Source organism: Bradyrhizobium sp. B097, from assembly GCF_038957035.1.
GTDB lineage: Bacteria > Pseudomonadota > Alphaproteobacteria > Rhizobiales > Xanthobacteraceae > Bradyrhizobium.
Window position 1 is genome coordinate 8,745,030 of sequence record NZ_CP152412.1, and the last position, 25,933, is coordinate 8,770,962.

Below are 25,933 nucleotides of genomic sequence, written 5' to 3' on the forward strand. Positions count from 1 at the left end.
ATATTGGATCGCGGCAACGAGCTCAATCGTCCTCCCCGCAAGCGCCAATCGTTCCCCGTCATCCCCGCGCAAAGGCTTCGCCTTTGTCGCTGGAGGTGCGAGCGGAGCGAGCCTCGAAGGATGCACGGCCACAGTCCGGGCCGTGCATCCTTCGAGACGCGCTTCGCGCTCCTCAGGATGACGGGGTTGGCGCTGCGTAGCCCGGATGGAGCGCAGCGCAATCCGGGGCGGTCCATCCGCGGGCGGAGTGGTCCCGGATTTCGCTTCGCTGCATCCGGGCTACGTAGTTACGCCGTCAGCTTGAACGTCACGCCGCAAAGCTGGAATTCATCGCCCTTCACCGCACAGCCCCTGGCTTTCGCGGCATCCAGCACCCTGGCCTTGTCGACGACCTTGAAGGTCAAGCGGCTCATGATCTCGCTGTCGCCCTTGACGAAGCGGAAGGTCGCGTTCGGCAGCTTCACCACGGCGTCAGCAGCGGGAATGCCGACGATCCTGCCCCAATGCGCCGCCAGCGCCTCCGGCTCGGGGCTCTGCATCTCGACCTCGGTCAACGCCAAGGTCGTGTCCTTGCGGATCGACTTCTGCCAGTCCGGGCCGGCCGGTGGATACGGCCCCAGCACGTCGTCGCTGCCGTCGGTGTGGTTGAACTCGATGAAGGCGGCGCGGCAGTCGCGCGGGTGCAGCTGCACGCCGTGATAGGGCGCGTGCGTGATCACGTTCGCGGTCCGCACGCCCATCGCATTGGCCTTGGCGCCGCGCGCATCGGGATCCTCGCAGCAAAAGATCGCCATGTAGCCGCCGCGGCCGCCTGTCTTTTCCATGAAGCGGCCGGCCGCGGTGCCCGGACCCGGCTGGAACGGCGCAACCACCTCGAGCAGGATGGTATCGACCGGCAGCAGCGTGTTCTCGAGACCGTATTTGGCGACGTTACCGTCGCGGTAACAGACATCGAGGCCCATGATCGCGGAAATGTCCGCGATCACGGGCGCAAGCTGCGGCGCCACCAGGCAGATCTGCCGCAGCCGCATGTATTCGGCCATGGAATTGGCCACGGCCTACTGCCCCTGGAAGGTGGGCTTGCGCTTCTCGACGAAAGCCTTGGCCGCTTCCTTGTGGTCGGTGGTCTCGCCGGCACGGGTGTGGTGGATCGCCTCGCCGTCGAAGCAGGCCTCTAACGTCATGGTCTCGGCATTGTTGATGTTGCGCTTGATGTAGCCGAGCGCCACCGACGGGCCCTGCGCCAGCGATCGCGCCAGCTCCAGCGTCTCGGCCTCGATATCAGCATCGGGCACCACCTTGGAGACCATGCCGAGGTTGTAGGCCTCCTGCGCCGAGAGCACCGGCGACATCATGTAGAGCTCGCGCGCCTTGGCGCTGCCCAGCATCTTGGTCAGGAAGTAAGTACCGCCGTAGTCGCCGGAGAAGCCGACCTTGGCAAACGCCGTGGTGATCTTGCAGGAGGCGCTGGCGACGCGCAGATCGCAGGACAGCGCAATCGAGAGCCCGGCGCCGGCCGCCGCGCCGTCGAGCTGCGCCACCACCGGCTTCGGCATCGTGTGCAGGATGCGCGAGACCTCCATGCCGCGGCGCAAATTGGCCATCTTGGCCTCGAACGGCAGCGGCGCGCGGCCTTCGGCCATCGACTTGACGTCGCCGCCGACGCAGAAGGTGCCGCCGGCGCCGCGGATCAGCACCGCACGCACCTCGGTATCGTCCTGCGCACGCCGCGCCGCCTCGACGAGGCCGCGCGTCATGTCGGGATTGAGCGCATTGCGCCGATCCGGGCGGTTCATGGTGATGGTGAGCAGGCCCTTGTCGAGGGATTGGAGAACCATCTGATTATCGCTCATGGCATTTTGCCTTTCGTTGTTGTTGGTTAGACCTTTACGTCGTCATTGCGAGGAGCGAAGCGACGAAGCAATCCATGCTTCCGGTTTTGCGAGATGGATTGCTTCGCTTCGCTCGCAATGACGGGACACCGATCGTCCTATTTCTTCACCAGCGGGCAGCGCGACTCCGACAGCGGCTGGAACGCCTGGTCGCCCGGCACGGTCGCGAGCAGCTTGTAGTCGTCCCAGCGGCCCTTCGACTCCGAGGGCTTCTTGACCTCGAACAGATACATGTCGTGCACCATGCGGCCGTCCTCACGAATCCGGCCGTTCTTGGCGAACATGTCGTTGATCGGGGTCTCCTTCATCACCTTCATGACGGCGGCCGCGTCCGTCGTGCCGGCGGCTTTCACCGCCTGCAGATAATGCGTCACGGAGGAGTAGACGCCGGCCTGGGCTGAGGTCGGCACCCGCTTGGTGCGCTCCATGAAGCGCTTGGTGAAGGCGCGGGTGTCGTCATTGAGATCCCAATAAAACGCTTCCGCGAGCAGCAGCCCCTGCGCGGTCTCGAGCCCGACGCTGTCGATATCGGTCACGAAAGCCAGCAGCGGCGAGATCTTCTGGCCGCCCTTGGTGATGCCGAACTCGGCGCCCTGCTTGATCGCGTTGATGGTGTCGCCGCCGGCATTGGCGAGCCCGATCACCTTGGCCTTGGAGGCCTGCGCCTGCAGCAGGAAGGAGGAGAAGTCCGAGGTATTGATCGGATGCCGCACGCTGCCGAGCACCTTGCCGCCCGACTTCACCACCACATTGCTGGTGTCCTTTTCGAGATCCTGGCCGAACGCGTAGTCCGCGGTCAGGAAGAACCAAGTGTCGAGGCCGGATTTCACCGCGGCAAGGCCGGTCACATTGGCCTGCGCGAAGGTGTCGAACACATAGTGCACGGTATAGGGGCCGCAGGCCTCGTTGGAGAGGCGAATCGAGCCCGGGCCGTTGAACATGATGATCTTGCCGCGCGCCTTAGCGATCTCGCCGGCGGCGAGCGCGGTCGCGGACGCCGCGACGTCGAAAATCATCTCGACGCCCTGGTTGTCGATCATGTCGCGGGCGATGTTGGCGGCAAGGTCGGCCTTGTTGAGATGGTCGCCGACCACGATCTCGACCTTGCGGCCGAGCACCGTGCCGCCAAAATCCTCCACCGCCATCTTGGCGGCGGTTTCGCTGCCGGAACCGGTGATGTCGGCATAAAGGCTCGACATATCGAGGATGCCGCCGAGCTTCAGCGGAGGCTTGTCCTGCGCCAGCGACGCATTCGCCGAGATCGCAAACACACAGGCCAACACGCCGGCCAAAACCCGTCTCATTCAAATCCTCCCTTGAGATGCGGACCGCATTCCATCAGGTCCGTTTCGAGGGCCGGATCATGCCGCATGCCATGCAGAGCGGCAAGCCGCGGAACTGACACGTGTTTTCCGCTGAACGGAATGGTCAAGATGTGCGAAGATCGAGCCATGCAGATATTGTCGATGCAGAATCTGTCGATGCTGGCTCGCAGCACCCTCCTCGCGTGCACGACACTGCTTGCTTGCGGCGCAAGTCACGCGGCTGGATGCAATTTCGAGATTCAGGGCGAAGGCCGCGTCGCTGCGGTGGCCGATGCGCGCAGCCTGCGGCTCGACGACGGCCGTGAGGTCAAGCTCGCCGGCATCGAGGTGGCGGACCGGGCGAAGGCCACCACAGTACTGTCGGCGCTGCTGGTCGGCCGCGAGGTGACGCTGCGCGGACAGGACGACACGCCGGACCGCTACGGCCGCCAGCCGGCCTACGCCTTCCTCGACGGCAGCGAACTCCCCGTGCAAAGCGAGCTGCTGCGCCAGGGCCTCGCGCTGGTGTCGTCCGAGATCGCCGACAGAGACTGTGTCAGTACGCTGATGGCGGCGGAGGCCGAGGCGCGGGCCGCCCGATCGGGAACCTGGGCCGAGTCCACGGTCATAAAAAACGCCGAAAGTCCGGACGATATTTTGGCCGGGATTGGGCGCTTTACCGTGGTCGAGGGCAGGGTTTTGTCCGTGCGCCAGGCGGGGGCGACGACCTACCTGAATTTCGGCCGAAACTGGACTCGGGACTTTGCTCTGACTATTTCAAGGCGCATAGTCCCTGCGTTTGAGGCGGCCGGCCTTGCGCCCAAGTCTCTGGAAAATCGTAGGATTCGTGTCCGAGGCTGGGTGGAAGCACGACGTGGGCCGCGAATCGAATTGCTCCGGGTGGGGCAGATTGAAGTACTCGGCGGGAACTAGGGGCCCACAGGTCACGGCCTGGCCGATTACGGGACAAGTTGTGGGTTTTTGACGTGATTGAGCGCGCTGGACCGCGTGAAGATGGAACTGGCCGCCGGCTTTCGGCTGCGCTGGCGCTCGTCTGCGCGGCCCTGACACTGTCGGCCTGCGGCAATGTCGGCCGCTTCGAGCAGGTCGCGCCGACCGCGGCGGCGGCGCCGGTGAAGCCGAACCGCGTGGTGCAGCAGACGCCCAACAGCGAGCGCGAGCATGAGCGCATCCTGTCGTCCTATGGCGGCGCCTATGACGACCCGAAGCTCGAGGCGCTGATCGGCAAGACCGTCGACCGGCTGGTCGCCGCGTCCGAACGGCCCGACCAGGCCTACAAGGTCACGATCCTCAACTCCGGCGCGGTGAACGCCTTCGCGCTGCCGACCGGCCAGCTCTACGTCACGCGCGGCCTGATCGCGCTCGCCAGCGACACTTCCGAACTTTCCTCGGTGCTGAGCCACGAGATGGCGCATGTTCTGGCCAAGCATGCCGCGATGCGCGAGGACCAGGCGCGCCAGGCGGCGGTGGTGACGCGCGTCGTCACCGACATGAGCACCGATCCCGATCTCACCGCGCTGGCGCTCGCCAAGACCAAGCTGACGATGGCGAGCTTCTCGCGGCAGCAGGAGTTCGAGGCTGACGGCATCGGCGTCGGCATCGCCGCGCGTGCGCATTTCGATCCCTACGGCGCGTCACGCTTCCTGACCGCGATGGAGCGCAATGCCGCGCTCAAGATCGGCAAGACCGCGCTCGATCCGCGCGCGCAAGACTTCACCTCGTCGCATCCGGCAACGCCGGAGCGCATCTCCAATGCGCAGACCACCGCGCGGCAATACTCATCGCCCGAAAGCAACGAGCGTGACCGCGAGACCTATCTCGCCGCGATCGACAACATCGTTTATGGCGAGGATCCCAGCGAAGGTTTCGTGCGCGGCCGCCGCTTCCTGCATCCCAAGCTCGGCTTCACCTTCACCGCGCCCGACAATTTCACGCTCGACAACACCGCGCAGGCGGTGATCGGCGTGCGCGAGGGCGGCAGCCAGGCGATGCGCTTCGACGTGGTGCGGGTGCCGGCCGAGCAGTCGCTCGGCGACTATCTGAATTCCGGCTGGATGGAAGGCGTCGAGAAGTCCTCGACCGAGGACCTCAACATCAACGGCTTTCCGGCGGCATCGGCCACCGCGCATGGCGACCAGTGGCAGTTCAAGGTCTACGCGCTGCGCTTCGGCAGCGACGTCTACCGCTTCATCTTCGCCGCCAAGCAGAAATCCACCGAGAGCGAGCGCAACGCGCGCGAGACCGTCAATTCGTTCCGCCGCCTGACCCTCGACGAGATCCAGGCCGCGCGCCCGCTGCGCATCAAGGTCATCAACGTGCAGCCCGGCGACACCGTGGAATCGCTGTCGCATCGCATGGCCGGCGTCGATCATCCGGCCGAGCGCTTCCGCGTGCTCAACGGCCTCGACGCCCACGCCCAGGTGAAGCCGCGCGACCGCGTCAAGATCGTGGTGGATTGAGGCTGCCAAGCAACGTGGCCCGTAGCCCGGATGCAGCGAAGCGCAATCCGGGAAGGTGCGTCCGCGGAGAGCGTGGCCCGGATTTCGCTGCGCTGCATCCGGGCTACAAGCAACCCTACTTCGCCTTCTCCTTGAGGAAGGCGATGATGTCGGCGCGGTCCTTCGGATCCTGAACCTCGTAGAACATCTTGGTGCCGGGAACCATCGCGTCCGGACCGGTGAGCCATTTGTCGAGATTGGCCTCGGTCCACACGATCTTCGAGTCCTTCAGCGCCGGCGAGTAATTGTAGCCCGCAACCGAGCCGGCAAGGCGGCCCACCACCCCCTTGTGCATCGGACCGACGTCGTTCTTCTCGATCGAATGGCAATCGCCGCAGCCCTGGTACAGCGTGGCGCCGCGCGCCGGATCACCCGCCGCGCGGGCGCTGTTCAGCGCGAGCAAGATCGCGATGGCCGCCATCGCGGCGATTTTGGCCTGCCGCGGCGCCAGCACGCCTGCGATCGAACGAATGGTCATTCCGGGGGTCTCCTGTTTTGCCACCACAACAGGAGCCGCCAGGCTGGCATTCTATTCCCCGAAATTCCGCCCGCCCGCAATTGCGCTGGACGCCGGCCGCATCGATCGCCGACAATCGCACTTCTTGTTGAAGTTTTTTCCGCCCGCGAGGAATATCCGCGTCATCGGCCGATCTACATTCAAGCTGCCACCTCCGCAGCGGCGCCGGGTTTTTGGAGCATCCCCAGTGTTTCACAATCGGTTCGGCGCCGTCGCTCGACTTGCCGAACTCGGGTGCGTGCTTGCTGCGCTCACCCTCGCAGCAGCCACCGCTGCGCGCGCGGACGGTTGTCCCAAGCCGAGCGACGAAATTGCGACCGACCGGCCCGACGTCACCAATTCGAGTATCGTCGTGCCGGTCGGGAGCCTGCAGAGCGAAAACGGCATCAACCTGACCGGCCGCAACAGTGGCCGCAGCATCGACGGCAGCAACAGCCGCTGGCGGCTCGGCATCGCGCCCTGCCTCGAGGTCCTGATCGACCTGCCGAGCTATACCGGCACAATGAGATCGCCGGGCGCCTCGGGCTTCTCCGACGTCGCTCCCGGACTCAAATGGCAGATCAGCCCGGTGCCGGGAAAGTTCGACCTGTCGATCACCGCCGGCGTCGCGCTGCCGACGGGCGCAGCCGCCATCGCCGGGCGCGGCGCGCAGCCCTACATCCAGCTGCCATGGTCATGGGAGCTGCATGACGGCTGGGGCGTCAGCGGCATGTTCACGGAATTCTTCCGCCCCGCCGAGCTAACCGGCCAGCACATGTCGGAGGCGACCTTCGTGATCGAGAAGAAATTGACCGAGCGGATCAGCGTGTTCACCGAATATGTCGGCGACTATCCCGAAGGCGCGCGGCCGACCCAGCTGATCAATTCCGGCGGCATGTACCGGCTCACGCCGACCCAGCAGCTCGATCTCCATTTCGCGTTCGGGCTCAACCGCAACTCGCCGAACTACATCGTCGGTCTCGGCTATTCGTTCCGCGTCGACGGGCTGTTTCAGTGACGATGCAGTCCGTAGCCCGGATGGAGCGCAGCGAAATCCGGGGCAGAACCATCCGCGGTGAGAGCGGTCCCGGATTTCGCTTCGCTTCATCCGGGCTACTAGGATCAGCCCTCGGCCTCGCGCAGTCCGCTAATTGACTTCCGCTTCGCGCAGGCCGCTCAGCCACAGCGCGAGCAGCGTCCAAACCGCGCCCGACAACAGATACGCGCCGGCCGAGATCAGGCCGAAATGCGTCGCCAGCAGCAGCGCGGCGAGCGGCGCAAAGCCGGCGCCGAACAGCCAGGCGAAATCCGAGGTCAGCGCCGAGGCGGTGTAGCGATAGGTCCGCGCGAAGTTCGAGGCGATCGCGCCGGACGACTGGCCGAACGACAGCCCGAGCAGCACGAAGCCGAGCACCATGTAGATCGTCTCGCCGAACGCACCGGCATCGAGCAACTGCGGGGCAAAGCCGCTATACACCGCGATCGCGACCGCGGACCCCAGCAACAGCGGCTTGCGCCCGACGCGGTCGGCGATCATGCCGGAGGCGATGATCGCGACGACGCCGACCATGGCGCCGATCATCTCGATGATCAGGAAGCGCACCGGGCTTTCCCTGGTGAACAGGAACACCCAGGACAGCGGAAACACCGTGACCATGTGGAACAGCGCAAAGCTCGCCAGCGGCGCGAAGGCGCCGAGCAGGATATTGCGGCCCTCCTGCGCCACGGTCTCGCCGACGCGCGCCGGCTCGAGGTCGCGGCTTTCGAACAGCTCGGAATACTCATCCGTCGCCACCATGCGCAGCCGCGCGAACAGCGCCACCACGTTGATGGCGAAGGCGACGAAGAACGGATAGCGCCAGCCCCAATCGAAGAAATCATCCGCCGAGAGGTTGCCGGCGAAGAACGCGAACAGCGCGCTCGCCACGATCAGGCCGAGCGGCGCGCCGAGCTGCGGCACCATCGCGTACCAGCCGCGGCGATTTGCCGGCGCGTTCATCGCGAGCAGCGAGGCGAGGCCGTCCCACGCGCCGCCCCAGGCGATGCCCTGCAGGACGCGCGCGGCAGCGAGCAGCCAGATCGCCGCGACGCCGATCGTGTCGTAGCCGGGCAGAAACGCGAGCGCCACCGTGGCGGTGCCGAGCAGGAACAGCGCGATGACGAGCTTGGCGCCCTTGCCGTGGCGGCGGTCGACCGCCATGAAGATGACGGTACCGAGCGGCCGCGCGGCAAAGGCCAGCGCGAAGATGCCGAATGAATATAGCGTGCCGGTCAGTTCATTGACGAACGGAAACACCAGCTTCGGGAACACGATCACCGAGGCGATCGCGTAGACGAAGAAGTCGAAGAATTCCGACGTGCGCCCGATGATGACGCCGATGGCGATTTCGCCGGGTTTCGCCTGCCCGTGACCTGACGCGGTCGGGGTGCCGTGAGCCATTGCTGGGGCCTGTGCCATCGCCGGAGAACCGTCCTTTGGAGCCTGATCCGGAAAAGTGGAAACCGGTTTTCCGAACAGATCATGCTCAAACCACATGAGGCCACGGGCAGCCTTTGCCACGCGGTCCACCTCACCTTCTGACGGCCTATCCCGCAGTGCAACATTGGACAAATTGTCCAATGTCAACCTTGCTGCATCGCAGCTACCCCTTGGCGGAACTCATAAAATTCCAGTGGGGTGAGCCGTGCGCGCCTTGAAATTATTGGCCTTATTGCCGTTCGCGGCGCTCCTTGGCGGGTGCGATTTCGTCGTCCTGGCCCCTGCCGGCGACGTCGCCGTGCAACAGCGCGACCTCGTCGTGATCTCCACCGTCCTGATGCTCATCATCGTGCTTCCGGTGATGGCGCTGACCGTCCTCTTCGCCTGGCGCTACCGCCAGTCCAATACCGCAGCCCCCTACGAGCCGGAGTGGGATCACTCGACCCAGCTCGAGCTCGTGATCTGGTCGGCGCCGCTTCTGATCATCATCTGCCTGGGTGCGCTGACCTGGATGGGCACGCATCTGCTCGATCCCTACCGCTCGCTCGGCCGCATCGCCGCCGACAAGCCGATCGAGAGCAAGGACGCCCCGCTCAATGTCGAGGTGGTCGCGCTCGACTGGAAGTGGCTGTTCATCTACCCGGACTACGGCGTCGCCGCCGTCAACGAGCTCACAGCTCCCGTCGACCGCCCAATCCGCTTCCGCATCACGGCGTCTTCCGTGATGAACTCGTTCTACATCCCCGCCCTCGCCGGCCAGATCTACGCGATGCCCGGCATGGAGACCAAGCTGCACGCGGTCTCCAACAAGGAAGGCACTTACAGAGGCTTCTCCGCCAATTACAGCGGCGCCGGCTTCTCCGGCATGCACTTCGAGTTCAAGAGCCTGTCGAACGCCGATTTCGACAAGTGGATCGGCACCGCCAGGGCCAGCGGCAGCATGCTCGGCCGCACCGACTATCTGCAGCTCGAGCGTCCGAGCCAGAACGATCCGGTCCGTCTCTATCGCTCGGTCGATCGTGATCTCTACAAGGCGATCCTCAACATGTGCGTCGAGCCTGGCAAGATGTGCATGAGCGAGATGATGGCGATCGACGCCAAGGGCGGCCTCGGCCGCGAAGGCCTCAACAACACGCTGCCGCTGACTTACGACAAATACGCCCGCCGCGGCGCGCCGCTCGGCGCTGAGCCGACCTTCGTCGCCGGCATCTGCGCGATGGACGAGATCAAGGACGCGCCGTCGCGCGACGTTCTCGCGCCGCTCGACCTGACGCCGCTGCGCGGTGTCGGGCTGAAGCGCCCGCCGTTCTCGCCCGCCCATCCGTCATCGACATCCTTGCTGCTCGGCCAGCGCCCAAAATCAGACTCCTGAGGAGCGCCGCATGAATCCCGATCTCATCAAGATGATCTTCGGCCGCCTCAATCTGGACGCGCTGCCGCTGCACGAGCCGATCCTGGTCGGCACCTTCGCGGTGGTCGCGACCGGTGGGCTGGCGCTGTTCGCGATCGTCACCTACTTCCGGCTCTGGACCTATCTGTGGCGCGAGTGGTTCACCACCGTCGACCACAAGCGCATCGGCATCATGTACATGATCCTCGGCATCGTGATGCTGCTGCGCGGCTTCGCGGACGCGCTGATGATGCGCCTGCAGCAGGCGATCGCCTTTGGCGGCTCCGACGGCTACCTCCCGGCCCATCACTACGACCAGGTCTTCACCGCCCACGGCGTGATCATGATCTTCTTCGTGGCGATGCCGCTGGTCACCGGCCTGATGAATTACGTGGTGCCGCTGCAGATCGGCGCCCGCGACGTCTCCTTCCCCTTCCTCAACAATTTCAGCTTCTGGATGACGGTCGGCGGCGCCGTGCTGGTGATGATGTCGCTGTTCGTCGGCGAATTCGCCCGCACCGGCTGGCTCGCCTACCCGCCGCTGTCCAACATCGGCTACAGTCCTGACGTCGGCGTCGACTATTACATATGGGGACTACAGGTCGCTGGCGTCGGCACGACACTATCGGGCATCAATTTGGTCTGCACCATCGTCAAGCTGCGCGCGCCGGGCATGACGATGATGAAGATGCCGGTGTTCACCTGGACCTCGCTCTGCACCAACGTCCTGATCGTCGCCTCCTTCCCGGTGCTGACCGCGGTGCTGGCGCTGCTGTCGCTCGACCGCTACGTCGGCACCAACTTCTTCACGAACGACTTCGGCGGCAACCCGATGATGTACGTGAACCTGATCTGGATCTGGGGCCATCCCGAGGTCTACATCCTGGTGCTGCCGGCGTTCGGCATCTTCTCGGAGGTGACCGCGACGTTCTCCGGCAAGCGGCTGTTCGGCTACACCTCGATGGTCTACGCCACCGTCGTCATCACCATCCTGTCCTATCTGGTCTGGCTGCACCACTTCTTCACGATGGGCTCCGGCGCCAGCGTCAACTCGTTCTTCGGCATCACCACCATGATCATCTCGATCCCGACGGGCGCGAAGATGTTCAACTGGCTGTTCACGATGTATCGCGGCCGCATCCGCTTCGAGCTGCCGATGATGTGGACGGTGGCGTTCATGCTGACCTTCGTGATCGGCGGCATGACCGGCGTCTTGCTCGCGGTGCCGCCGGCCGATTTCGTGCTGCATAACAGCCTGTTCCTGATCGCGCATTTCCACAACGTGATCATCGGCGGCGTGCTGTTCGGCCTGTTCGCCGGCATCAATTACTGGTTCCCGAAGGCGTTCGGCTTCAGGCTCGATCCGTTCTGGGGCAAGCTGTCGTTCTGGTTCTGGGTCTCGGGTTTCTACTTCGCCTTCATGCCGCTCTACGTGCTCGGCCTGATGGGCGTGACCCGCCGGCTTCGCGTGTTCGACGATCCCAGCCTGCAGATCTGGTTCGTCATCGCGGCCTTCGGCGCCTTCCTGATCCTGCTCGGCATCGGTGCGATGCTGGTGCAGTTCGCGGTCAGCATCCTGCGCCGCGAAGAGCTGAAGGACACCACCGGCGATCCCTGGGACGCGCGCACGCTGGAATGGGCGACCTCCTCGCCGCCGCCGGACTACAACTTCGCCTTTACTCCGGTGGTCTACGACAACGATGCCTGGTGGGACATGAAGCGCCGCGGCTACAGGCGGCCGCTGACAGGCTTCAAGCCGATCCACATGCCCTCCAACACCGGCACCGGCGTCATCCTCGCCGGCCTCGCGACGGTGATGGGATTCGGCCTGATCTGGTACATCTGGTGGCTTGCCTCCGTCAGCTTCGTTGCGCTGCTCGCGGTCGCGATCGGCCACACCTTCAACTATCACCGCGACTTCCACATCCCGGCGGATGAGGTGGTGCGGACCGAAGATGCGCGGACGCGCGTCCTCACCGCGGGAGCCCAGACATGACCATTGCTACCGTCTCCACACAAAGCTCCGAACCGGTCTTTCACGTCATCGACGAGCACGCGCATCCGGAAGGCGCCAGCACCATGCTGGGCTTCTGGATCTACCTGATGAGCGACTGTCTCATCTTCGCGATGCTGTTTGCGACCTATGGCGTGCTCGGCGGCAACTATGCCGCCGGCCCGGCGCCGAAGGACCTGTTCGACCTCAAGCTGGTGGCGCTCAACACCACGATGCTGCTGCTCTCCTCGATCACCTATGGCTTCGCCATGCTGACGATGGAGAAATCGAGGATCGGCGCGACGCAGGCCTGGCTCGCCATCACCGGACTGTTCGGCCTCGCCTTCCTCGGCATCGAGCTCACCGAGTTCGCCCACATGATCCATGAGGGCGCGACGCCGCAGCGCAGCGCCTTCCTGTCGTCGTTCTTCACGCTGGTCGGCACCCACGGCCTGCACGTCACCTTCGGCCTGGTCTGGTTGGTGACGCTGATGGTGCAGACCGCGCGCTTCGGCCTCACCGAAGCCAACCGGCGGCGGCTGATGTGCCTTTCGATGTTCTGGCACTTCCTCGACGTGGTCTGGATCGGCGTCTTCACCTTCGTCTACCTCCTGGGAATGCTGCGATGACAACAAAAGCTCACGCTGAGGCTCATACTCTCGAAGCCAATGCCGGCCATGGCCATGACGATCATGGCGGCGCGGCGCACGCCTCGCTGAAGAGCTATCTGATCGGCTTCGGCCTCTCGGTCGCCCTCACCGCGGTGCCGTTCTGGCTGGTCATGACCGGCGCCATCGCCGACAAGCAGGTCACCGCACTGATCGTGCTGGTGCTCGCCGCGGTGCAGATCGTCGTGCACATGGTGTACTTCCTGCACATGAACACGCGGTCCGAGAACGGCTGGACCATGATGGCGATGATCTTCACCGTGATCATGGTGGTGATCGCGCTGACCGGCTCGCTGTGGGTCATGCATCATCTCAACGTCAACATGATGCCGATCCACGACATGAGCCAGATGCCGTGACGAAGCGGGGCGCCCCAGCCCCCTCTTCACCTCTCCCGCTTGCGGGGGAGCATAGGCCGCCTTTGGCGGCCGTCCTTGAGGGACGCCGAAGCAAAGCTTCGGCTATGGCGCGCGCAGCGCGTGGCGGGTGGGGGCTCTCTCCACTCAATGATCCTTCCGATTCGCGGCAATACCCCCACCCCAACCCTCCCCCGCAAGCGGGAGAGGGAGTGCGGTCCCGACGCGGCCGCAACTTTACTCTCCGTCGCTACGTGCTGCTCACGCTCGGCATGCTGGGCGTGGTGCTGCTGGGCGCGCTCGGTATCTGGCAGATCGAACGCAGGACCTGGAAGCTGGCGCTGATCGAACGGGTCGAACAGCGCATGCATGCGGCGCCGACAGCGCCGCCGCCTCTCTCGTCATGGCCTGCGGTCACGGCCGCGAGCGACGAATATCGCCGCGTCACGGTGCGCGGCACCTTCCTCAACGCCGACGAGACGCTGGTGCAGGCCGTCACCACTGACGGCCCTGGCTTCTGGGTGCTGACCCCGCTGCAAATGGCTGACGGAACCACGGTGCTGGTCAATCGCGGCTTCGTTCCGCCGGACAGGCGCGATCCCGCGACACGGCGCGACGGCATCCCGCAGGGCGTGGTCAGCGTCACCGGGCTGTTGCGGATGTCGGAGCCCAAGGGCGGCTTCCTGCGCAACAATGACGCTTCGGCCGGCCGTTGGTATTCGCGCGACGTCGCCGCGATCGCTGCCTTGCACGGGTTGTCGCAGGTAGCCCCCTTCTTCATCGACGCCGATGCGACGCCCAATCCGGGCGGCACCCCCATCGGCGGGCTCACGATCGTGCGGTTTCCGAACAGCCACCTGATTTACGCGCTGACATGGTTCGCGCTGGCCTTTATGCTGGCCGGTGCGCTCCTGCGCGTCATCAGCGGCAGGGGCCGCGCCGGCGCCTCCGATCCATGGTGGGGCTCAAGGCGCGCCGCCGTGCGCCGCCTGATCGGCGCAGCCCGCAATCTGTCTCGCGACACAGGCCCAGATGCTCGAGCGCACATCGGATCTGCATGACGAAAACGCCACGGCCGTGATGCCGTCCGCCTTGCGTGCGGCTGCCGGCATGCCATTCGATCTCGCAGCGCCCGCCGACCTCGCGACCAATCGCAAGAACATGGCCCTGCTGGTCCAGCTGCGCTGGATCGCCGTGATCGGGCAGATCGCCACCATCGGCTTCGTGCAGTTCTGGATGGGCGTCGCGCTGCCGCTGCTGCCGATGGCCGCCGTGATCTTCGGGCTGGTCGCGCTCAACCTCGTCAGCCTGCTGTGGCTGCGCTACCGCGCCGACATCAACAACCGCGAGCTGCTGGTCGCGCTGGCGCTCGACGTTGCGGCGTTGACCGCCCTGCTCTATCTCAGCGGCGGCGCCACCAATCCCTTCACGTCGCTCTATCTGCTGCAGGTGACGCTCGGAGCGGTGCTGCTCGATGCGCCCTCGACCTGGTCGCTGGTGGCGCTGGTGTGCATGAACTTCGCCTGGCTGACCAGCTACTATCGGCCACTGGAGCTGCCGCAGGGCTTTGCCGAAGCCTTCAATCTCTACATCGCCGGCACGTTCATCGGGCTCGTGCTCGACGCCGTGCTGCTCGTGGTGTTCATGACCCGGATCAACCGCAACCTGCGCGACCGCGACCTCCGCCTCGCGGCGCTGCGCCAGCACGCGGCCGAGCAGGACCACATCGTGCAGATGGGCCTTCTGGCCTCAGGCGCCGCGCATGAGCTCGGCACGCCGCTCGCCTCGCTCTCGGTCATCCTGGGCGACTGGCGCCGGATGCCGGCGCTCGCCTCCGATCCCGAGCTGTCGCAGGACCTCGGCGAGATGGAGATCTCGGTGCAGCGCTGCAAGTCGATCGTGACCGGCATCCTGCTGTCGGCCGGCGAAGCCCGCGGCGAAGGCTCCTCGCCGACCACGGTCGCGGCGTTCCTGACGGCGCTGGTGGAGGAATGGCGGACGACGCGGCCGTCGGCGACGCTGTATTTCCGCAACGCCTTCGGCGCCGATCTGGCGATCGTCTCCGACATCGCGCTCAAGCAGGCGATCTTCAACGTGCTCGACAATGCCGCCGAGGTCTCGCGTGACTGGATCGAGCTGATGGCCGAACGCAATGCCGACAAGCTTGTGCTGTCGGTGACCGATCGCGGCCCGGGCTTCTCGCGCGAGATGCTGGCGCATGTCGGCAAGCCGTATCAGTCCACCAAGGGCAGCTCCGGCAGCGGCCTCGGCCTGTTCCTGGTCGTCAACGTGGTGCGCAAGCTCGGCGGCGTGGTGACGGCGCGCAACCGGCCGGACATCGGCGCCGCGGTCAAACTCGAGCTGCCGCTCTCGACGCTTGCGATCGGAGACCCTCTTGACGGATGAACGCCAGCTCCTGATCGTCGAGGACGATGCGGGCTTTGCCCGCACGCTGAAGCGCTCGTTCGAGCGCCGCGGTTACGGCGTCGCGGTGTCGGCCTCGCTCGACGAGGTTCGCGAGCTGCTCGAGCAGCAATCGCCCGGCTATGCCGTCGTCGACCTGAAGCTCGCCGGCGGCGCGTCGGGCCTTGCCTGCGTCGAGGCGCTGCACGCCCATGATCCTGACATGCTGATCGTGGTGCTGACCGGATTTGCCAGCATCGCGACCGCGGTGGAGGCGATCAAGCTCGGCGCCTGCCATTATCTGGCCAAGCCGTCGAACACCGACGACATCGAGGCCGCGTTCCTTAAAGCGCAAGGCAACGCCGCCATCGAGGTCGGCGCGCGGCCGACCTCGATCAAGACGCTGGAATGGGAGCGCATCCACCAGACCCTGATGGAGACCGATTTCAACATCTCCGAGGCCGCCCGCCGCCTCGGCATGCATCGCCGCACCCTGGCGCGCAAGCTCGAGAAGCAGCGGGTGAAGTAAGGTAGTCGCTAGCGGAATCAGCGACGCGAAAGTGCGTCACCGTCACCCCCGCGCAAAGGCTCTGCCTTTGTCGCTGGAGGAGCGCGCAGCGCGTCTCGAAGGGCGACGGCCCTGCTATATCCGCGAGCGCTTGGAAATATCCGGGCCGTGCATCCTTCGAGGCTCGCTCCGCTCGCACCTCAGGATGACGGGTACAATAGACTGCCCGTAGCCCGTCCGCGCAAAGTGCATCTCGTGCTCGAATACAGCCGCGATCGCGCCGACGGATCGATTGCCAGCCGTCACCGCAATCTGTGGATCGTCACCTCAGAGAACGGCCGCTGGGGCATCAAGCAGCACTCGTATTGAGCACACGGCGCGGCAGCAGCAGCGGCGTCGCCAGCAAGAGCAGTCCGCTCAGCGCGATCGCCGTCCGGACACCGGCGAAGCCCGCCAGCAGGCCCCAGAGCGCCGTCAGCATCGCGATGGTTGCGCTGCTGGTGATCGTCCAGGCCGAGAGCACGCGTGCGGTCCGCTCCATCTCGATCTGGGCCAGGCGATAGGCCGCAAACACCGGATTGAAGATGCCGGCGCAGGTGACGAGACCGAACTGAAGCACAAAGACGACGGCGATGCCCGCCGCGCCGTTCGGCATGAAGGCGAGGCCGAGCGACCAGCACGCACGCAGCGTACCGGCCGCGAGCAGCACATTGTGCTGCCCGAATCGTGCGGCCAGCGCAGGCGCGAGCCGTGCGCCGAGCAGGCCGCCGATACAGGGCGCCCCGAATGCGAGCCCGTACTGCCAGGGCGCAAAGCCGAGATCGCGCAGCATCAGCACCGCGAGCAGCGGCGCCGTCGCCATGATCAGGCCATTGACCAGCACGGTGTTGAAGAACAGCAGACGGAGCACCGGATGCGCGAGGATCGCCCGCCATCCCTCGACCAGCTCTGCCGCGCGAAATCCCTGCGCCTGGCGCTGGGCGGGCGCAGGCTCGCTTCCGCCGATCCGCCGGATGGCCAGCGCCGAGAGCAGAAAGCTGATCGCGTTGGCGACCACGGTCACCACCGGGCCGAGCACTCCGATCGCAGCACCCCCGAGCGGCGGGCCGATCGCGGTGGCAGTCCAGGTCGTGGCTTCGAGCCGCCCGTTCGCGATTACCAGATCGTCCGGCTTGACCAGTGCCTTCAGGCAGGCGCCGCTCGCCGCACGGAACGCGATGTCCGCGGCGGCCATGATGACGGCGACGACGACGAGCTGGACGAAGGTCAACCGTCCCAGCACGAACGCGATGGGAACGCTGATCGTCGCGGCGAAGCGGATCAGATCCATCGCGATCATCACCGGCCGCTTGCAGCGGAATTCGATCCAGGGCCCGAGCGGCACCGCGACCGCGGCCCCGGCCAGCAGCCCCACGGCAGCGAGCGCCGAGACCGCCTCCGGCCTTGCATGCAGCACCAGGATCGCAAGCAGCGGGAACGCATCGAAGGCGATCCAGGTCCCGAAGGTCGAGACCGCGAACGCGGTCCATAGCCAGTCGTAACCACGCCCCAGCGACCGTCCTGCAAGCATGCCGCGCCCCTCGCCGGCTCCGCGATCTCGCCGCCGGCGCGGCGCAGCAGGTCATGAGTCGCGGCGATCAGCCAAGGGGCGATTGCGGCAAAGCCCGCATGCAAGACCGCGTTGCCGCCGCGACGGTGTGTCCACGAAAACAAAAAGCCCGGTCTTGCGACCGGGCTTTTCGAAAACCTGCAGCGCTGCTTAGGCGGCTTCGTCTTCGACGGCGGTATCGTCGCCATCGGCATCCTCACCGTCGGCATCGCCCTCGCCTTCACCCTCGGCTTCCGCCTTGGCGCCGCGGCGCGGGCTCTTGGCGAGCTGGCCTTCGATCTCCTTGATCGCCTCGGTCTCGGTCGAGTGCTGCACAACAGCGATCTCGCGCGACAGACGGTCGAGCGCCGCTTCATAGAGCTGGCGTTCAGAGTAGGACTGCTCGGGCTGCGATTCCGAACGATAGAGGTCGCGGACCACCTCGGCGATCGCGACGATGTCGCCCGAATTGATCTTCGCTTCGTATTCCTGGGCGCGGCGCGACCACATGGTGCGCTTGACGCGGGCGCGGCCCTTCAGCGTCTCCAGCGCCTTCTTGACCAGCGCCGGCTCCGACAGCTTGCGCATGCCGACATTGGCGACCTTCGCCGTCGGGACGCGCAGCGTCATCTTGTCCTTCATGAAATTGATCACGAACAGCTCGAGCTTGGCGCCCGCGATCTCCTGCTCCTCGATCGCGAGGATCTGGCCGACGCCGTGAGCGGGATAGACGACGAATTCGTTGGCCTTGAAGCCCTGGCGCTGGGTCACGACCTTCTTCGGCTCCTCGACGCGCGGCGCGGCGGCCGGCTTGGCGGCAACCTTCGGAGCAGCGGCGGGGACGGCAGTCTTCGGGGCGGCCGGCTTCGGCGCGACAGCAGCAGTCTTGGGGGCGACCTTCGCAGCAGCGGGCTTCGCAGCTGCCGCTTTCGCGGCAGTCTTGGCAGTCTTTTCTGGCATCACGCTTCTTTTGTTCTTTGAGGACTTTGCAGCCGCCGCCTTCTTGGCCCCCTTCACGGGCGCCTTGGCACGGCCCTTGGTTGCGCTGCGAGCAACGACAGCGGCTTTCTTTGTCGTCTTTGAAGCACTCTTTTTACGCGTTTTCTGTGACACAGCCTGCGCGCGGAAACTGCCACGCCCCTGTTCGATGTTTGCGGGAACCTCGAAGCCACAAGGTACGCATGGCAGGGGGTTCTTGGCCTGTAATGGTGCAGATATAGCACATTTTCCGCAAAAATCAATGGTTTACGCCCGATTCCGGGCATAACAGGGCATCCTCAGGTCATATGTCCGTCATTAGGGTTAAATCGGCGGCCGAACGGAGGCCGCCGCGGGTCCAGTCTCGCCCCTATCGGGGTAGTCCGACGGTTATTGGCAAACGCCAGCGAATCAGTCGCCGCTGCCCGGATTCGGAGAAAAATATTTCTCGAACTTGCCTTCCTTGCCTTCCCACTCCTTGGCGTCCTCGGGCGAGTCCTTCTTCTGGGTGATATTCGGCCAGCTCTTGGCGTACTCGGTGTTCACCTCGAGCCACTTCTCCAGCCCCGGCTCGGTGTCCGGCTTGATGGCGTCAGCCGGGCATTCGGGCTCGCACACGCCGCAATCGATGCATTCGTCAGGATGGATGACCAGCATGTTCTCGCCCTCGTAGAAGCAATCGACGGGGCAGACCTCGACGCAGTCGGTATATTTGCACTTGATGCAGGCTTCAGTGACGACGTAGGTCATCCAAAACTCCGGAACGATCGATTTTTCTGGGGTTGCGTAGCGCAGGAATACCGGGGCCGCAAGGGAAGCCGCACCTGAAAAACGCCAGTATTCTCACGCGCCTGCCACCCCAAATTGGGATAGCATCCGCTAGATAACTACTCCTTGCCTGCTTGCAAATTGCCGGCCTGCAAATCCTCATACAGCACACGCGCCGAACTGGCATCGCCGCGCCGCTCGGCAAAGCCGATTACCTTCAGCACGCGGACGCTGTTGTCGAGCGCGACGGTGATGACGTCACCCGCCTTCACGGCATGGCCCGGCGATTTCTCGCGCGTGCCGTTGATGCGGACATGACCTGATGCGACGAGTTCAGCCGCGCTGGTGCGGGCCTTCACCAGGCGCGCGTGCCACAGCCATTTGTCGAGCCGCTGTCTGTCCAAGCGTCAGACCAAGGGGTTGGATTATTCCTTCCGGCCGGCAAGCTGCTCTTTCAGGGCAGCGAGCTTGGCGAATGGCGAGTTCGGATCGATCGGACGGTCGCGCTCGCGCGGCGCGCTCGACGCGTAGGGCCGATGCGACGGGCCGCCCTCGCGCTTGTCGCGGCCGCCCTTGCCGAAATCGCGGCCGCCGCGGTCCCGATCACCGCCCTTGCGATCGCCGCCGCCGAACTTGTTATCGCGGCGACGCTCATCGCGACCCTTGCCCTCGAAGCGCTCGCGGCGCTGGCCCTTGTCCTCGCGCGGCGCGCCATCGGCAGGCGCGGCAGCGGCCGGCGCAGCGCCGTCAGCGGGCGCAGCTGGGCGCGGAACGCGGAAATCCTGGTGACGGCGCGGCCGGCGATGATGCTCGCGCTTCTCGCCCTCGCCGCCGCCTTCCGCGGCCTGTGCGCCCTCGGCGGGCTTGTTCTGATGACGGCCGCGGTTGCGGTCGTGGCCGCGATGATGCGGACGGCGCTCGTCGGAGCGGCCGCCGGGCCGCCAGACTTCGACCATTTGCGGCTCGGCCGGCGTTTCCGCGGCAGCAGGCGCGGCCTCGGCGGGCGCAGCGTCAGCGCTCGCGGCCTCCGCAGGCGCGTCGGCGACGGGCTCTGACGGTGTCTCTGCGGCGGCCTCAGGCGACGTCTCCGCTGCGGCTTCCACGGCAGGCGCGGGCTCTGCTGCAACTTCGGCAGCGGGCGCTTCGGCAACAGCGGGTTCATCAACCGGCGCGGCGCGCTCGGCCACCGCATCCTGCTGGCTCTCGATAACGACGGGCGTCGCTTCGCTGGCGACCACCTCGGCAAAGCCGACGTCGGGCAGCAGCGCGGCCGACGGCGCGGGATCGCCGGATACCGGCTGGTCGACAGCAGCTTCGGCCTCGGGCTCAGCGGCAGCCTCCGGCGCATCGGCCACCACCTCAGCGGCGGCATCGACCGGCGCGTCTGCGGCGGCGTCGGACGTCGCCTCGGCCGGCGGCGTCTCCGCAGCGACGGTCTCGGTGGCCTCGGCAGGCGCAATCTCGACAGCCTTCGGCGGCAGCGGCGGACGACGGTCCATGCGGTAGCCGAGCGCGCGCAGGATCGAGGCAAAATCCTCACCGGCGGAGCCGGTCAGCGAGGTCATCGCCTGGGTGACGACAAAGCCGCGGCCATCGAACGCACCGGCGGGCTTCTCGCCCGGCGAGGTCTCGCGCCAGGCCAGCGCCGGGCGGATCAGATCGGCGAGCCGCTCGAGAATATCGACGCGCACCGCGCGCTCGCCGCACTGGCGATAGCCGAGCACGCGATAGCCGTCGCGCGGCAGGGCCTTGTCGACCGGGAACGAGGTGCGGCCGCTGGAGGCGAGATGCTGCACATTCGACAGCGCGCCCATGTCGACATTGCTCTGCTTCTCGGCCCACAGCAGCGAGGCCAGCGAGCGCGCCGCGGGCTTCAGCAGTTGCGGGAAATAGATGTGATAGGCGCCGAAGCGCACGCCGTATTTGCGCAGCGCCGCGCGCGAGGGCTGGTCGAGATCTTTCATCTCGGCGGCGATCTTGCTGCGTTCGAGCACACCGAGCGCCTCGACGAGCTGGAAGGCGATGCCGCGCGCGATGCCCTGGATATCCTCGGCCTTGGACAGTTCGAACAGCGGCCCGAGCAGCTTCTCGATATGCGTCTTGAGCCAGAGATCGAGCCGGGTCTGCACGGCCTCGCGCGAGGCGCCGGTGAGCCGCTCGTCGGAAATGATGCGCAGCCGCGGATGTAGCGCGTCGTCGGCGGCCACCAGCTTGGCCACCGCATCGCCGGTCCAGCGGATGGTGCCATCGGAGGTCAGCACGAACTGCTCGTCGGGGGCGGCGCCCAGTTTCTCGGCACGGGTATCGATCTCGCGCGCCAGCACCTGCTGGGCGGCGGCTTGCAGCGCCTTGGCGTCGCTGCCGGCCTCGGCCGCATCAGGTGCGAAGGTGAAACCATCGAGCCGGCCAATCGCGTGGCCTTCCACGATCACTTCACCGGTCTTGCCAATTTCCGTATTCAAAACTGAGTTCTCCCGCAGGCGGCGCATCAATACACTGGTCCGCCTGTCAACGAAACGCTCCGTGAGCCGTTCATGCAGCGCATCGGATAATTTATTTTCGAGATCGCGCGTGATCCCCTGCCAGTGGTCCGGGTCGTAGAGCCAGTCGGGCCGGTTGGCAACGAAGGTCCAGGTCCGGATTTGCGCGATCCGGCCCGATAGCGTGTCGATATCGCCGTCGGTCCGGTTGGCCTGGTCGACCTGGGCGGCAAACCATGCGTCAGGGATACGCCCCTTTTGCATCAGGAAGCCATACAGCGTGGTCACGAGTTCGGCATGGGCGGCCGGCGCCAGCTTTCGGTAGTCCGGAACCTGGCAAGCCTCCCACAGCCGCTCCACCGCGGCCGCCCCATGCGCGAATTCGCGCACCTCGGCGTCGCGTGCGACATGTTCGAGCACCCGCAGGTCCTCGGCCACCGGGGCCCGCGTCAGTGCCTCATGATTGGGCGTTAGAGCCAGCGACACCTGCAATGCGCCGAGCGAGGCGAAATCGAGCTTGGCGTTGCGCCATTGCAGCATCTTGACGCTGTCGAAGGTGTGGTTCTGCAGCGCATTGACGAGCTCCGGCTCGAACGGTGCGCAGCGGCCCGTGGTGCCGAAGGTGCCGTTGCGCGTGGCACGGCCGGCGCGGCCCGCGATCTGCGCGAATTCGGCCGGCGTCAGCCGGCGGAACTGATAGCCGTCATATTTGCGGTCGGAGGCGAAGGCGACGTGATCGACGTCGAGATTGAGCCCCATGCCGACCGCGTCGGTGGCAACGAGATAATCGACGTCGCCATTCTGGAACATCTCGACCTGCGCATTGCGTGTGCGGGGCGAGAGCGAGCCCAGCACCACGGCCGCGCCGCCATGCTGGCGTCGGATCAATTCGGCGATCGCATAGACCTCGTCGGCCGAGAACGCGACGATGGCGGTGCGTCGCGGCTGCCGCGTGATCTTGCGGTCGCCGGCGAACTCGAGCTGCGAGAGCCTCGGCCGCGTGACGATCGAGGCGCCGGGCAAGAGCCGCTCGATGATCGGCCGCATTGTGGCTGCGCCGAGCAGCAGCGTCTCGTCGCGGCCGCGGCGGTTGAGCATGCGGTCGGTGAACACGTGCCCGCGCTCGAGATCGGCGGCGATTTGGATCTCGTCGACGGCGAGGAACGAGACATCGAGATCGCGCGGCATTGCCTCGACGGTCGAGACCCAGAAGCGCGGCGCCTTCGGCTTGATCTTCTCTTCGCCGGTGATCAGCGCGACGTTGTCGACGCCGGCGCGGGCCGCGATCTTGTTGTAGACCTCGCGCGCGAGCAGCCGCAGCGGCAGCCCGATCAGGCCGGACGAATGCGCCAGCATGCGCTCGATCGCGAGATGCGTCTTGCCGGTGTTGGTCGGCCCCAGCACCGCAGTGACGCCTGCGCCGGGCACGCGGTCATTTCCGAACGAAGTTGAGAAAGCCATATTTTGCAGGTGTTTCTTGATTTGTTGGCGATAGTCGATCCGTCATCCCCGGTACAACGGCGAATTCGCCGTTGCACCTGCGAGGAGCGCGAAGCGCGTCTCGAAGGATGAACGGCCGAGATTTATCGGCGCGCGTTGGTCGGACTTTCCTCTCGCGGACAGAGCGGGGCTGTCGCCCTTCGAGACGGCCGCTGCGCGGCCTCCTCAGGGTGACGGTGAGGGATTGACGCCTTGGTCTTCACTCCTTCACGCGTCCTTTCGCAAAATCTGTCTCACAATGCGACGCTTTCTGCGCCGCCCTTAAGCTTCGGAACGACTCCGGAACGAATCGCGCCCGAATCAGTGACTCCATTCCAGACCTGAAACGTTCACCGCAACATCTCGGGCAGGCTGACGGCGGCGGCACTAGATCAAGTTTGAGAGGGCTCCACAAGCACAGGATATGCGGACTGAATTCCTTAAGTTCCAGAGGCGGCCGAGTCGAATCAGAAGCGAGCAAGAGTCAACTGGATTCCGGTGACGTTTGTTGCATTCCCTCGCGCTCGCGCAGTGTCTACGAAGTACCCTCTCCCCCTGTGGGAGAGGGTGGATTCGATGCGGTAGCATCGAAGCCGGGTGAGGGGTCTGTTTCCGCGGAGAGAACCCCTCATCCGGCGCGGATTGCATCCGCGCCACCTTCTCCCACAAGGGGAGAAGGGAAGAGATCCTTTACTGCGTCTTCGCCACGCGCGGCGGCGCGGCGGTGGTGACGAACGAGGTGGCTTCCAGCATGGCTTGGCCGAGCGGGGTCGGGATCGTCATGCGGAACGGCACCAGAAGGCGGGTGCCCGCGATCGGCACGAAGGCGATCTCGATGTTGCGCTGGGCGGCGAGATATTTGATGACCGGGCGATCCGGGATGTAGCCCGAAACAGGCACGAAATAGAGCGCGCAGACCAGCGCCGGGCCGTGATAGCCGCGCTCGGCCTTGACGATCTCGACGCGCTTGAAATCGAGCTTGAGGTCGTAGCGCATGCGGCCGTCGAACACGCCGGCGCCGGTCCGGCAGACATCCGGGCTCATCAGTTCGGCATTGCCGGGCGCGCGCAGGAACGAGCCGGTCATCGGATCAAACACGTTCTTCTTCTGCGCCTCGGAGACCGGCAGGCGGTCGGCATCGACCGGCGGCTCCGGCTCGATGGTCGATTCCTTGATGCCGCCACCCGCCAGCACCATCCGGATCGTCTCCGATTTCTTCGAGGTGGTGGTGGTCGCGGTGTAGGAGGAGGCCACCAGCGCGCCGTTGACGACGCGGCCCTGCGAAGCGCCCCCGCCGCTGCCGCCGGAGAACGCCTTCAGGAGGCCCGCGGTGCCGCCCTGGGCCGTGGCCGAGAAGGTGTCGTCGCCGATTTCGATGGTCCAGGTGCCCTTGCCGACCGGGATACCGGCGAGCGTCGCCTCGTAATGGGCGTCGAGCCGCCCTTGCGCGCTCGCGCGCTCGGCGCAAAACAGCAAGAGGGCACCAGCGCACAGGCCGATGAGCCGGCCGAGCGGGGGCAAAAGAGCAATGGCGGTGGTCACTTAACCTACCTGACGGTCCTGCTATCGGCGCTCTGTTCGCTGTCCATTTGGTCCTTCAATTCGGCCGGACAACGTGCGCATCTGTTATGGAACCAAGACTTGCAGCCGAATACGCCCTTTATATGGTTGCCATATCCGCCGTTAAGTGGCTGGTAGCGCTTATGAACCGCCATTTCCCGGTACGGTTATGCGGCGATATAATCTTGACGCTTGGGTATTCTGCCCCTATACACCCGCGGTTCCTGGAAAATGGACGCGAATTCAAAACCCCCGCGCGGGCCGCGTGATCGCACGTGCCGCCGGAAGCGGGGATGCAATAAGGATTTTGGTAATGTCCCGGCGCTGCGAACTGACGGCCAAGGGCCCCCAGACGGGCCACAAGGTGAGCCACTCGAACATCAAGACCAAGCGGCGCTTCCTGCCGAACCTGGCCAACGTGACCTTCATCTCGGATGCGCTCGGCCGCAACGTGCGCCTGCGCGTCTCGACCAACGCGCTCAAGAGCGTCGACCACAATGGCGGCCTCGACGCCTACCTGCTCAAAGCCAAGGCCGAGGTGCTGTCGCCCCGTGCGCTGGATCTCAAGCGTGCGATCGAGAAGAAGGTCGGCAAGCCGGTGTTCGTGAAGAAGGCGAGCTGAGCTAGATCAGACGCGGAATACGTTTTGAACGGCCGGGTCGGATGACCCGGCCGTTTTTGTTTGGCCAGCAAACTGGCTACCGAGATGATAGCTCTGGTTGCATGCGTCGCACATTCATGTCGTGAGCGCTGGACCAATTTCGGAAAGCAACACGCGAGCTCTCGCGTTAAGCGACGCATCAGTGCATTTCGCCGACTTGGTATCGAAGCATCGAATTGAGATTTAGACCGCGATCGAGGCGCGATGCGAAGTGGAATCTTCTTTGCGCAATGACGCACGAAGTAAAATCGTCCACCGCTCTGCGTGAGGAGAGATGGATTGCTTTGTCGTCTCGCCAAGGCTTCCGCCTTTGCTAAAGCTACGGCGCGACAAGCTTCGCGATGACGGCGTCGCCATGGTTGCGACACGTCCGCTGACAGCTGCTGCCAATGACAGCGGTGCCATTTCTTC

Annotated in this window: 22 protein-coding genes; 11 read left to right on the forward strand and 11 right to left on the reverse strand. The window is 65.3% G+C overall.

Annotation, left to right across the window (positions count from 1 at the left end):
* Window positions 1–287: 287 nt before the first annotated feature.
* The 3 genes from AAFG07_RS40275 to AAFG07_RS40285 all read right to left on the reverse strand — a co-directional run bounded on the left by AAFG07_RS40275 (window position 288) and on the right by AAFG07_RS40285 (window position 3,196).
* Complete coding sequence (locus tag AAFG07_RS40275) at window positions 288–1,043, reverse strand: hypothetical protein (RefSeq protein WP_342729387.1); 756 nt, start codon at window positions 1,041–1,043, stop codon at window positions 288–290.
* Between the two features lie 15 nt (window positions 1,044–1,058).
* Window positions 1,059–1,853 carry an enoyl-CoA hydratase gene (locus AAFG07_RS40280; protein WP_279709981.1) on the reverse strand — a complete coding sequence of 265 codons (795 nt, stop codon included), beginning with the start codon at window positions 1,851–1,853 and terminating at the stop codon, window positions 1,059–1,061.
* A 137-nt stretch (window positions 1,854–1,990) separates the two neighbouring features.
* Window positions 1,991–3,196: an ABC transporter substrate-binding protein gene (locus tag AAFG07_RS40285; RefSeq protein WP_342725103.1), complete on the reverse strand. Its 1,206-nt coding sequence runs from the start codon at window positions 3,194–3,196 to the stop codon at window positions 1,991–1,993.
* 147 nt (window positions 3,197–3,343) lie between these two features.
* Between AAFG07_RS40285 and AAFG07_RS40290 the strand changes: the two genes are divergently transcribed.
* The gene (locus AAFG07_RS40290; RefSeq protein WP_342725104.1) at window positions 3,344–4,129 is read left to right on the forward strand and encodes a thermonuclease family protein; all 786 of its coding nucleotides are present in this window, start codon (window positions 3,344–3,346) and stop codon (window positions 4,127–4,129) included.
* Between the two features lie 53 nt (window positions 4,130–4,182).
* Window positions 4,183–5,676 (forward strand): M48 family metalloprotease, encoded by a 1,494-nt coding sequence (locus AAFG07_RS40295; RefSeq protein WP_342725105.1) that lies wholly within the window; start codon window positions 4,183–4,185, stop codon window positions 5,674–5,676.
* A gap of 115 nt (window positions 5,677–5,791) precedes the next feature.
* On the opposite strand, the gene AAFG07_RS40300 is transcribed toward AAFG07_RS40295, so the two are convergent.
* Complete coding sequence (locus AAFG07_RS40300; RefSeq protein WP_212311892.1) at window positions 5,792–6,193, reverse strand: c-type cytochrome; 402 nt, start codon at window positions 6,191–6,193, stop codon at window positions 5,792–5,794.
* 226 nt (window positions 6,194–6,419) lie between these two features.
* Here AAFG07_RS40300 and AAFG07_RS40305 point away from each other — a divergent pair, with 226 nt between their 5' ends.
* Entirely contained in the window at window positions 6,420–7,229 is an 810-nt protein-coding gene (locus AAFG07_RS40305) for a transporter (RefSeq protein ID WP_342725106.1), read from the forward strand.
* Window positions 7,230–7,358: 129 nt separating this feature from the next.
* Here AAFG07_RS40305 and AAFG07_RS40310 read toward each other — a convergent pair whose 3' ends face one another.
* Complete coding sequence (locus AAFG07_RS40310; RefSeq protein WP_342725107.1) at window positions 7,359–8,651, reverse strand: MFS transporter; 1,293 nt, start codon at window positions 8,649–8,651, stop codon at window positions 7,359–7,361.
* Between the two features lie 244 nt (window positions 8,652–8,895).
* Here AAFG07_RS40310 and cyoA point away from each other — a divergent pair, with 244 nt between their 5' ends.
* The 7 genes from cyoA (at window position 8,896) to AAFG07_RS40345 (ending at window position 16,029) form a co-directional block, all read left to right on the forward strand.
* Window positions 8,896–10,062, forward strand: a complete 1,167-nt coding sequence (gene cyoA, locus AAFG07_RS40315; RefSeq protein ID WP_342725108.1) for a ubiquinol oxidase subunit II — start codon at window positions 8,896–8,898, stop codon at window positions 10,060–10,062.
* 10 nt (window positions 10,063–10,072) lie between these two features.
* The gene (gene cyoB / locus AAFG07_RS40320) at window positions 10,073–12,076 is read left to right on the forward strand and encodes a cytochrome o ubiquinol oxidase subunit I (protein ID WP_342725109.1); all 2,004 of its coding nucleotides are present in this window, start codon (window positions 10,073–10,075) and stop codon (window positions 12,074–12,076) included.
* The gene (gene cyoC, locus AAFG07_RS40325; protein WP_342725110.1) at window positions 12,073–12,702 is read left to right on the forward strand and encodes a cytochrome o ubiquinol oxidase subunit III; all 630 of its coding nucleotides are present in this window, start codon (window positions 12,073–12,075) and stop codon (window positions 12,700–12,702) included. The genes cyoB and cyoC overlap by 4 nt, the downstream gene beginning before the upstream one ends.
* The gene (gene cyoD, locus AAFG07_RS40330) at window positions 12,699–13,100 is read left to right on the forward strand and encodes a cytochrome o ubiquinol oxidase subunit IV (protein ID WP_342725111.1); all 402 of its coding nucleotides are present in this window, start codon (window positions 12,699–12,701) and stop codon (window positions 13,098–13,100) included. The genes cyoC and cyoD overlap by 4 nt, the downstream gene beginning before the upstream one ends.
* Window positions 13,101–13,369: 269 nt before the next feature.
* Window positions 13,370–14,158 carry an SURF1 family protein gene (locus AAFG07_RS40335; protein WP_342729388.1) on the forward strand — a complete coding sequence of 263 codons (789 nt, stop codon included), beginning with the start codon at window positions 13,370–13,372 and terminating at the stop codon, window positions 14,156–14,158.
* Complete coding sequence (locus tag AAFG07_RS40340) at window positions 14,130–15,503, forward strand: ATP-binding protein (RefSeq protein WP_342725112.1); 1,374 nt, start codon at window positions 14,130–14,132, stop codon at window positions 15,501–15,503. Before AAFG07_RS40335 ends, AAFG07_RS40340 begins: the two co-directional genes overlap by 29 nt.
* The gene (locus tag AAFG07_RS40345) at window positions 15,493–16,029 is read left to right on the forward strand and encodes a response regulator transcription factor (RefSeq protein WP_173640164.1); all 537 of its coding nucleotides are present in this window, start codon (window positions 15,493–15,495) and stop codon (window positions 16,027–16,029) included. Before AAFG07_RS40340 ends, AAFG07_RS40345 begins: the two co-directional genes overlap by 11 nt.
* A 328-nt stretch (window positions 16,030–16,357) precedes the next feature.
* On the opposite strand, the gene AAFG07_RS40350 is transcribed toward AAFG07_RS40345, so the two are convergent.
* The 6 genes from AAFG07_RS40350 to AAFG07_RS40375 form a co-directional block, all read right to left on the reverse strand.
* Window positions 16,358–17,578 (reverse strand): MFS transporter, encoded by a 1,221-nt coding sequence (locus AAFG07_RS40350; RefSeq protein ID WP_342725114.1) that lies wholly within the window; start codon window positions 17,576–17,578, stop codon window positions 16,358–16,360.
* 189 nt (window positions 17,579–17,767) lie between these two features.
* Window positions 17,768–18,709 (reverse strand): CarD family transcriptional regulator, encoded by a 942-nt coding sequence (locus tag AAFG07_RS40355; protein WP_342725115.1) that lies wholly within the window; start codon window positions 18,707–18,709, stop codon window positions 17,768–17,770.
* A gap of 276 nt (window positions 18,710–18,985) precedes the next feature.
* Complete coding sequence (gene fdxA / locus AAFG07_RS40360) at window positions 18,986–19,324, reverse strand: ferredoxin FdxA (RefSeq protein WP_092120017.1); 339 nt, start codon at window positions 19,322–19,324, stop codon at window positions 18,986–18,988.
* A 137-nt stretch (window positions 19,325–19,461) separates the two neighbouring features.
* Window positions 19,462–19,746: an RNA-binding S4 domain-containing protein gene (locus tag AAFG07_RS40365; RefSeq protein WP_342725116.1), complete on the reverse strand. Its 285-nt coding sequence runs from the start codon at window positions 19,744–19,746 to the stop codon at window positions 19,462–19,464.
* A 21-nt stretch (window positions 19,747–19,767) separates the two neighbouring features.
* Complete coding sequence (locus AAFG07_RS40370) at window positions 19,768–23,283, reverse strand: helicase-related protein (RefSeq protein ID WP_342725117.1); 3,516 nt, start codon at window positions 23,281–23,283, stop codon at window positions 19,768–19,770.
* A gap of 708 nt (window positions 23,284–23,991) precedes the next feature.
* Window positions 23,992–24,801: a DUF3108 domain-containing protein gene (locus tag AAFG07_RS40375; protein ID WP_342729389.1), complete on the reverse strand. Its 810-nt coding sequence runs from the start codon at window positions 24,799–24,801 to the stop codon at window positions 23,992–23,994.
* 373 nt (window positions 24,802–25,174) lie between these two features.
* On the opposite strand from AAFG07_RS40375, the gene rpmB reads away from it, so the two are divergent.
* Entirely contained in the window at window positions 25,175–25,483 is a 309-nt protein-coding gene (gene rpmB / locus AAFG07_RS40380; RefSeq protein WP_212311906.1) for a 50S ribosomal protein L28, read from the forward strand.
* Window positions 25,484–25,933 lie beyond the last annotated feature (450 nt).

Coding starts and splice junctions, on each gene's coding strand:
- AAFG07_RS40275 (WP_342729387.1), bottom strand. CDS start 1,043: ATGGCCGAATACATGCGGCTGCGGCAGATCTGCCTGGTGGCGCCGCAG.
- AAFG07_RS40280 (WP_279709981.1), bottom strand. CDS start 1,853: ATGAGCGATAATCAGATGGTTCTCCAATCCCTCGACAAGGGCCTGCTC.
- AAFG07_RS40285 (WP_342725103.1), bottom strand. CDS start 3,196: ATGAGACGGGTTTTGGCCGGCGTGTTGGCCTGTGTGTTTGCGATCTCG.
- AAFG07_RS40290 (WP_342725104.1), top strand. CDS start 3,344: ATGCAGATATTGTCGATGCAGAATCTGTCGATGCTGGCTCGCAGCACC.
- AAFG07_RS40300 (WP_212311892.1), bottom strand. CDS start 6,193: ATGACCATTCGTTCGATCGCAGGCGTGCTGGCGCCGCGGCAGGCCAAA.
- AAFG07_RS40310 (WP_342725107.1), bottom strand. CDS start 8,651: ATGGCTCACGGCACCCCGACCGCGTCAGGTCACGGGCAGGCGAAACCC.
- cyoB (WP_342725109.1), top strand. CDS start 10,073: ATGAATCCCGATCTCATCAAGATGATCTTCGGCCGCCTCAATCTGGAC.
- cyoC (WP_342725110.1), top strand. CDS start 12,073: ATGACCATTGCTACCGTCTCCACACAAAGCTCCGAACCGGTCTTTCAC.
- cyoD (WP_342725111.1), top strand. CDS start 12,699: ATGACAACAAAAGCTCACGCTGAGGCTCATACTCTCGAAGCCAATGCC.
- AAFG07_RS40335 (WP_342729388.1), top strand. CDS start 13,370: ATGCTGGGCGTGGTGCTGCTGGGCGCGCTCGGTATCTGGCAGATCGAA.
- AAFG07_RS40340 (WP_342725112.1), top strand. CDS start 14,130: ATGCTCGAGCGCACATCGGATCTGCATGACGAAAACGCCACGGCCGTG.
- AAFG07_RS40350 (WP_342725114.1), bottom strand. CDS start 17,578: ATGCTTGCAGGACGGTCGCTGGGGCGTGGTTACGACTGGCTATGGACC.
- fdxA (WP_092120017.1), bottom strand. CDS start 19,324: ATGACCTACGTCGTCACTGAAGCCTGCATCAAGTGCAAATATACCGAC.
- AAFG07_RS40370 (WP_342725117.1), bottom strand. CDS start 23,283: ATGGCTTTCTCAACTTCGTTCGGAAATGACCGCGTGCCCGGCGCAGGC.
- rpmB (WP_212311906.1), top strand. CDS start 25,175: ATGTCCCGGCGCTGCGAACTGACGGCCAAGGGCCCCCAGACGGGCCAC.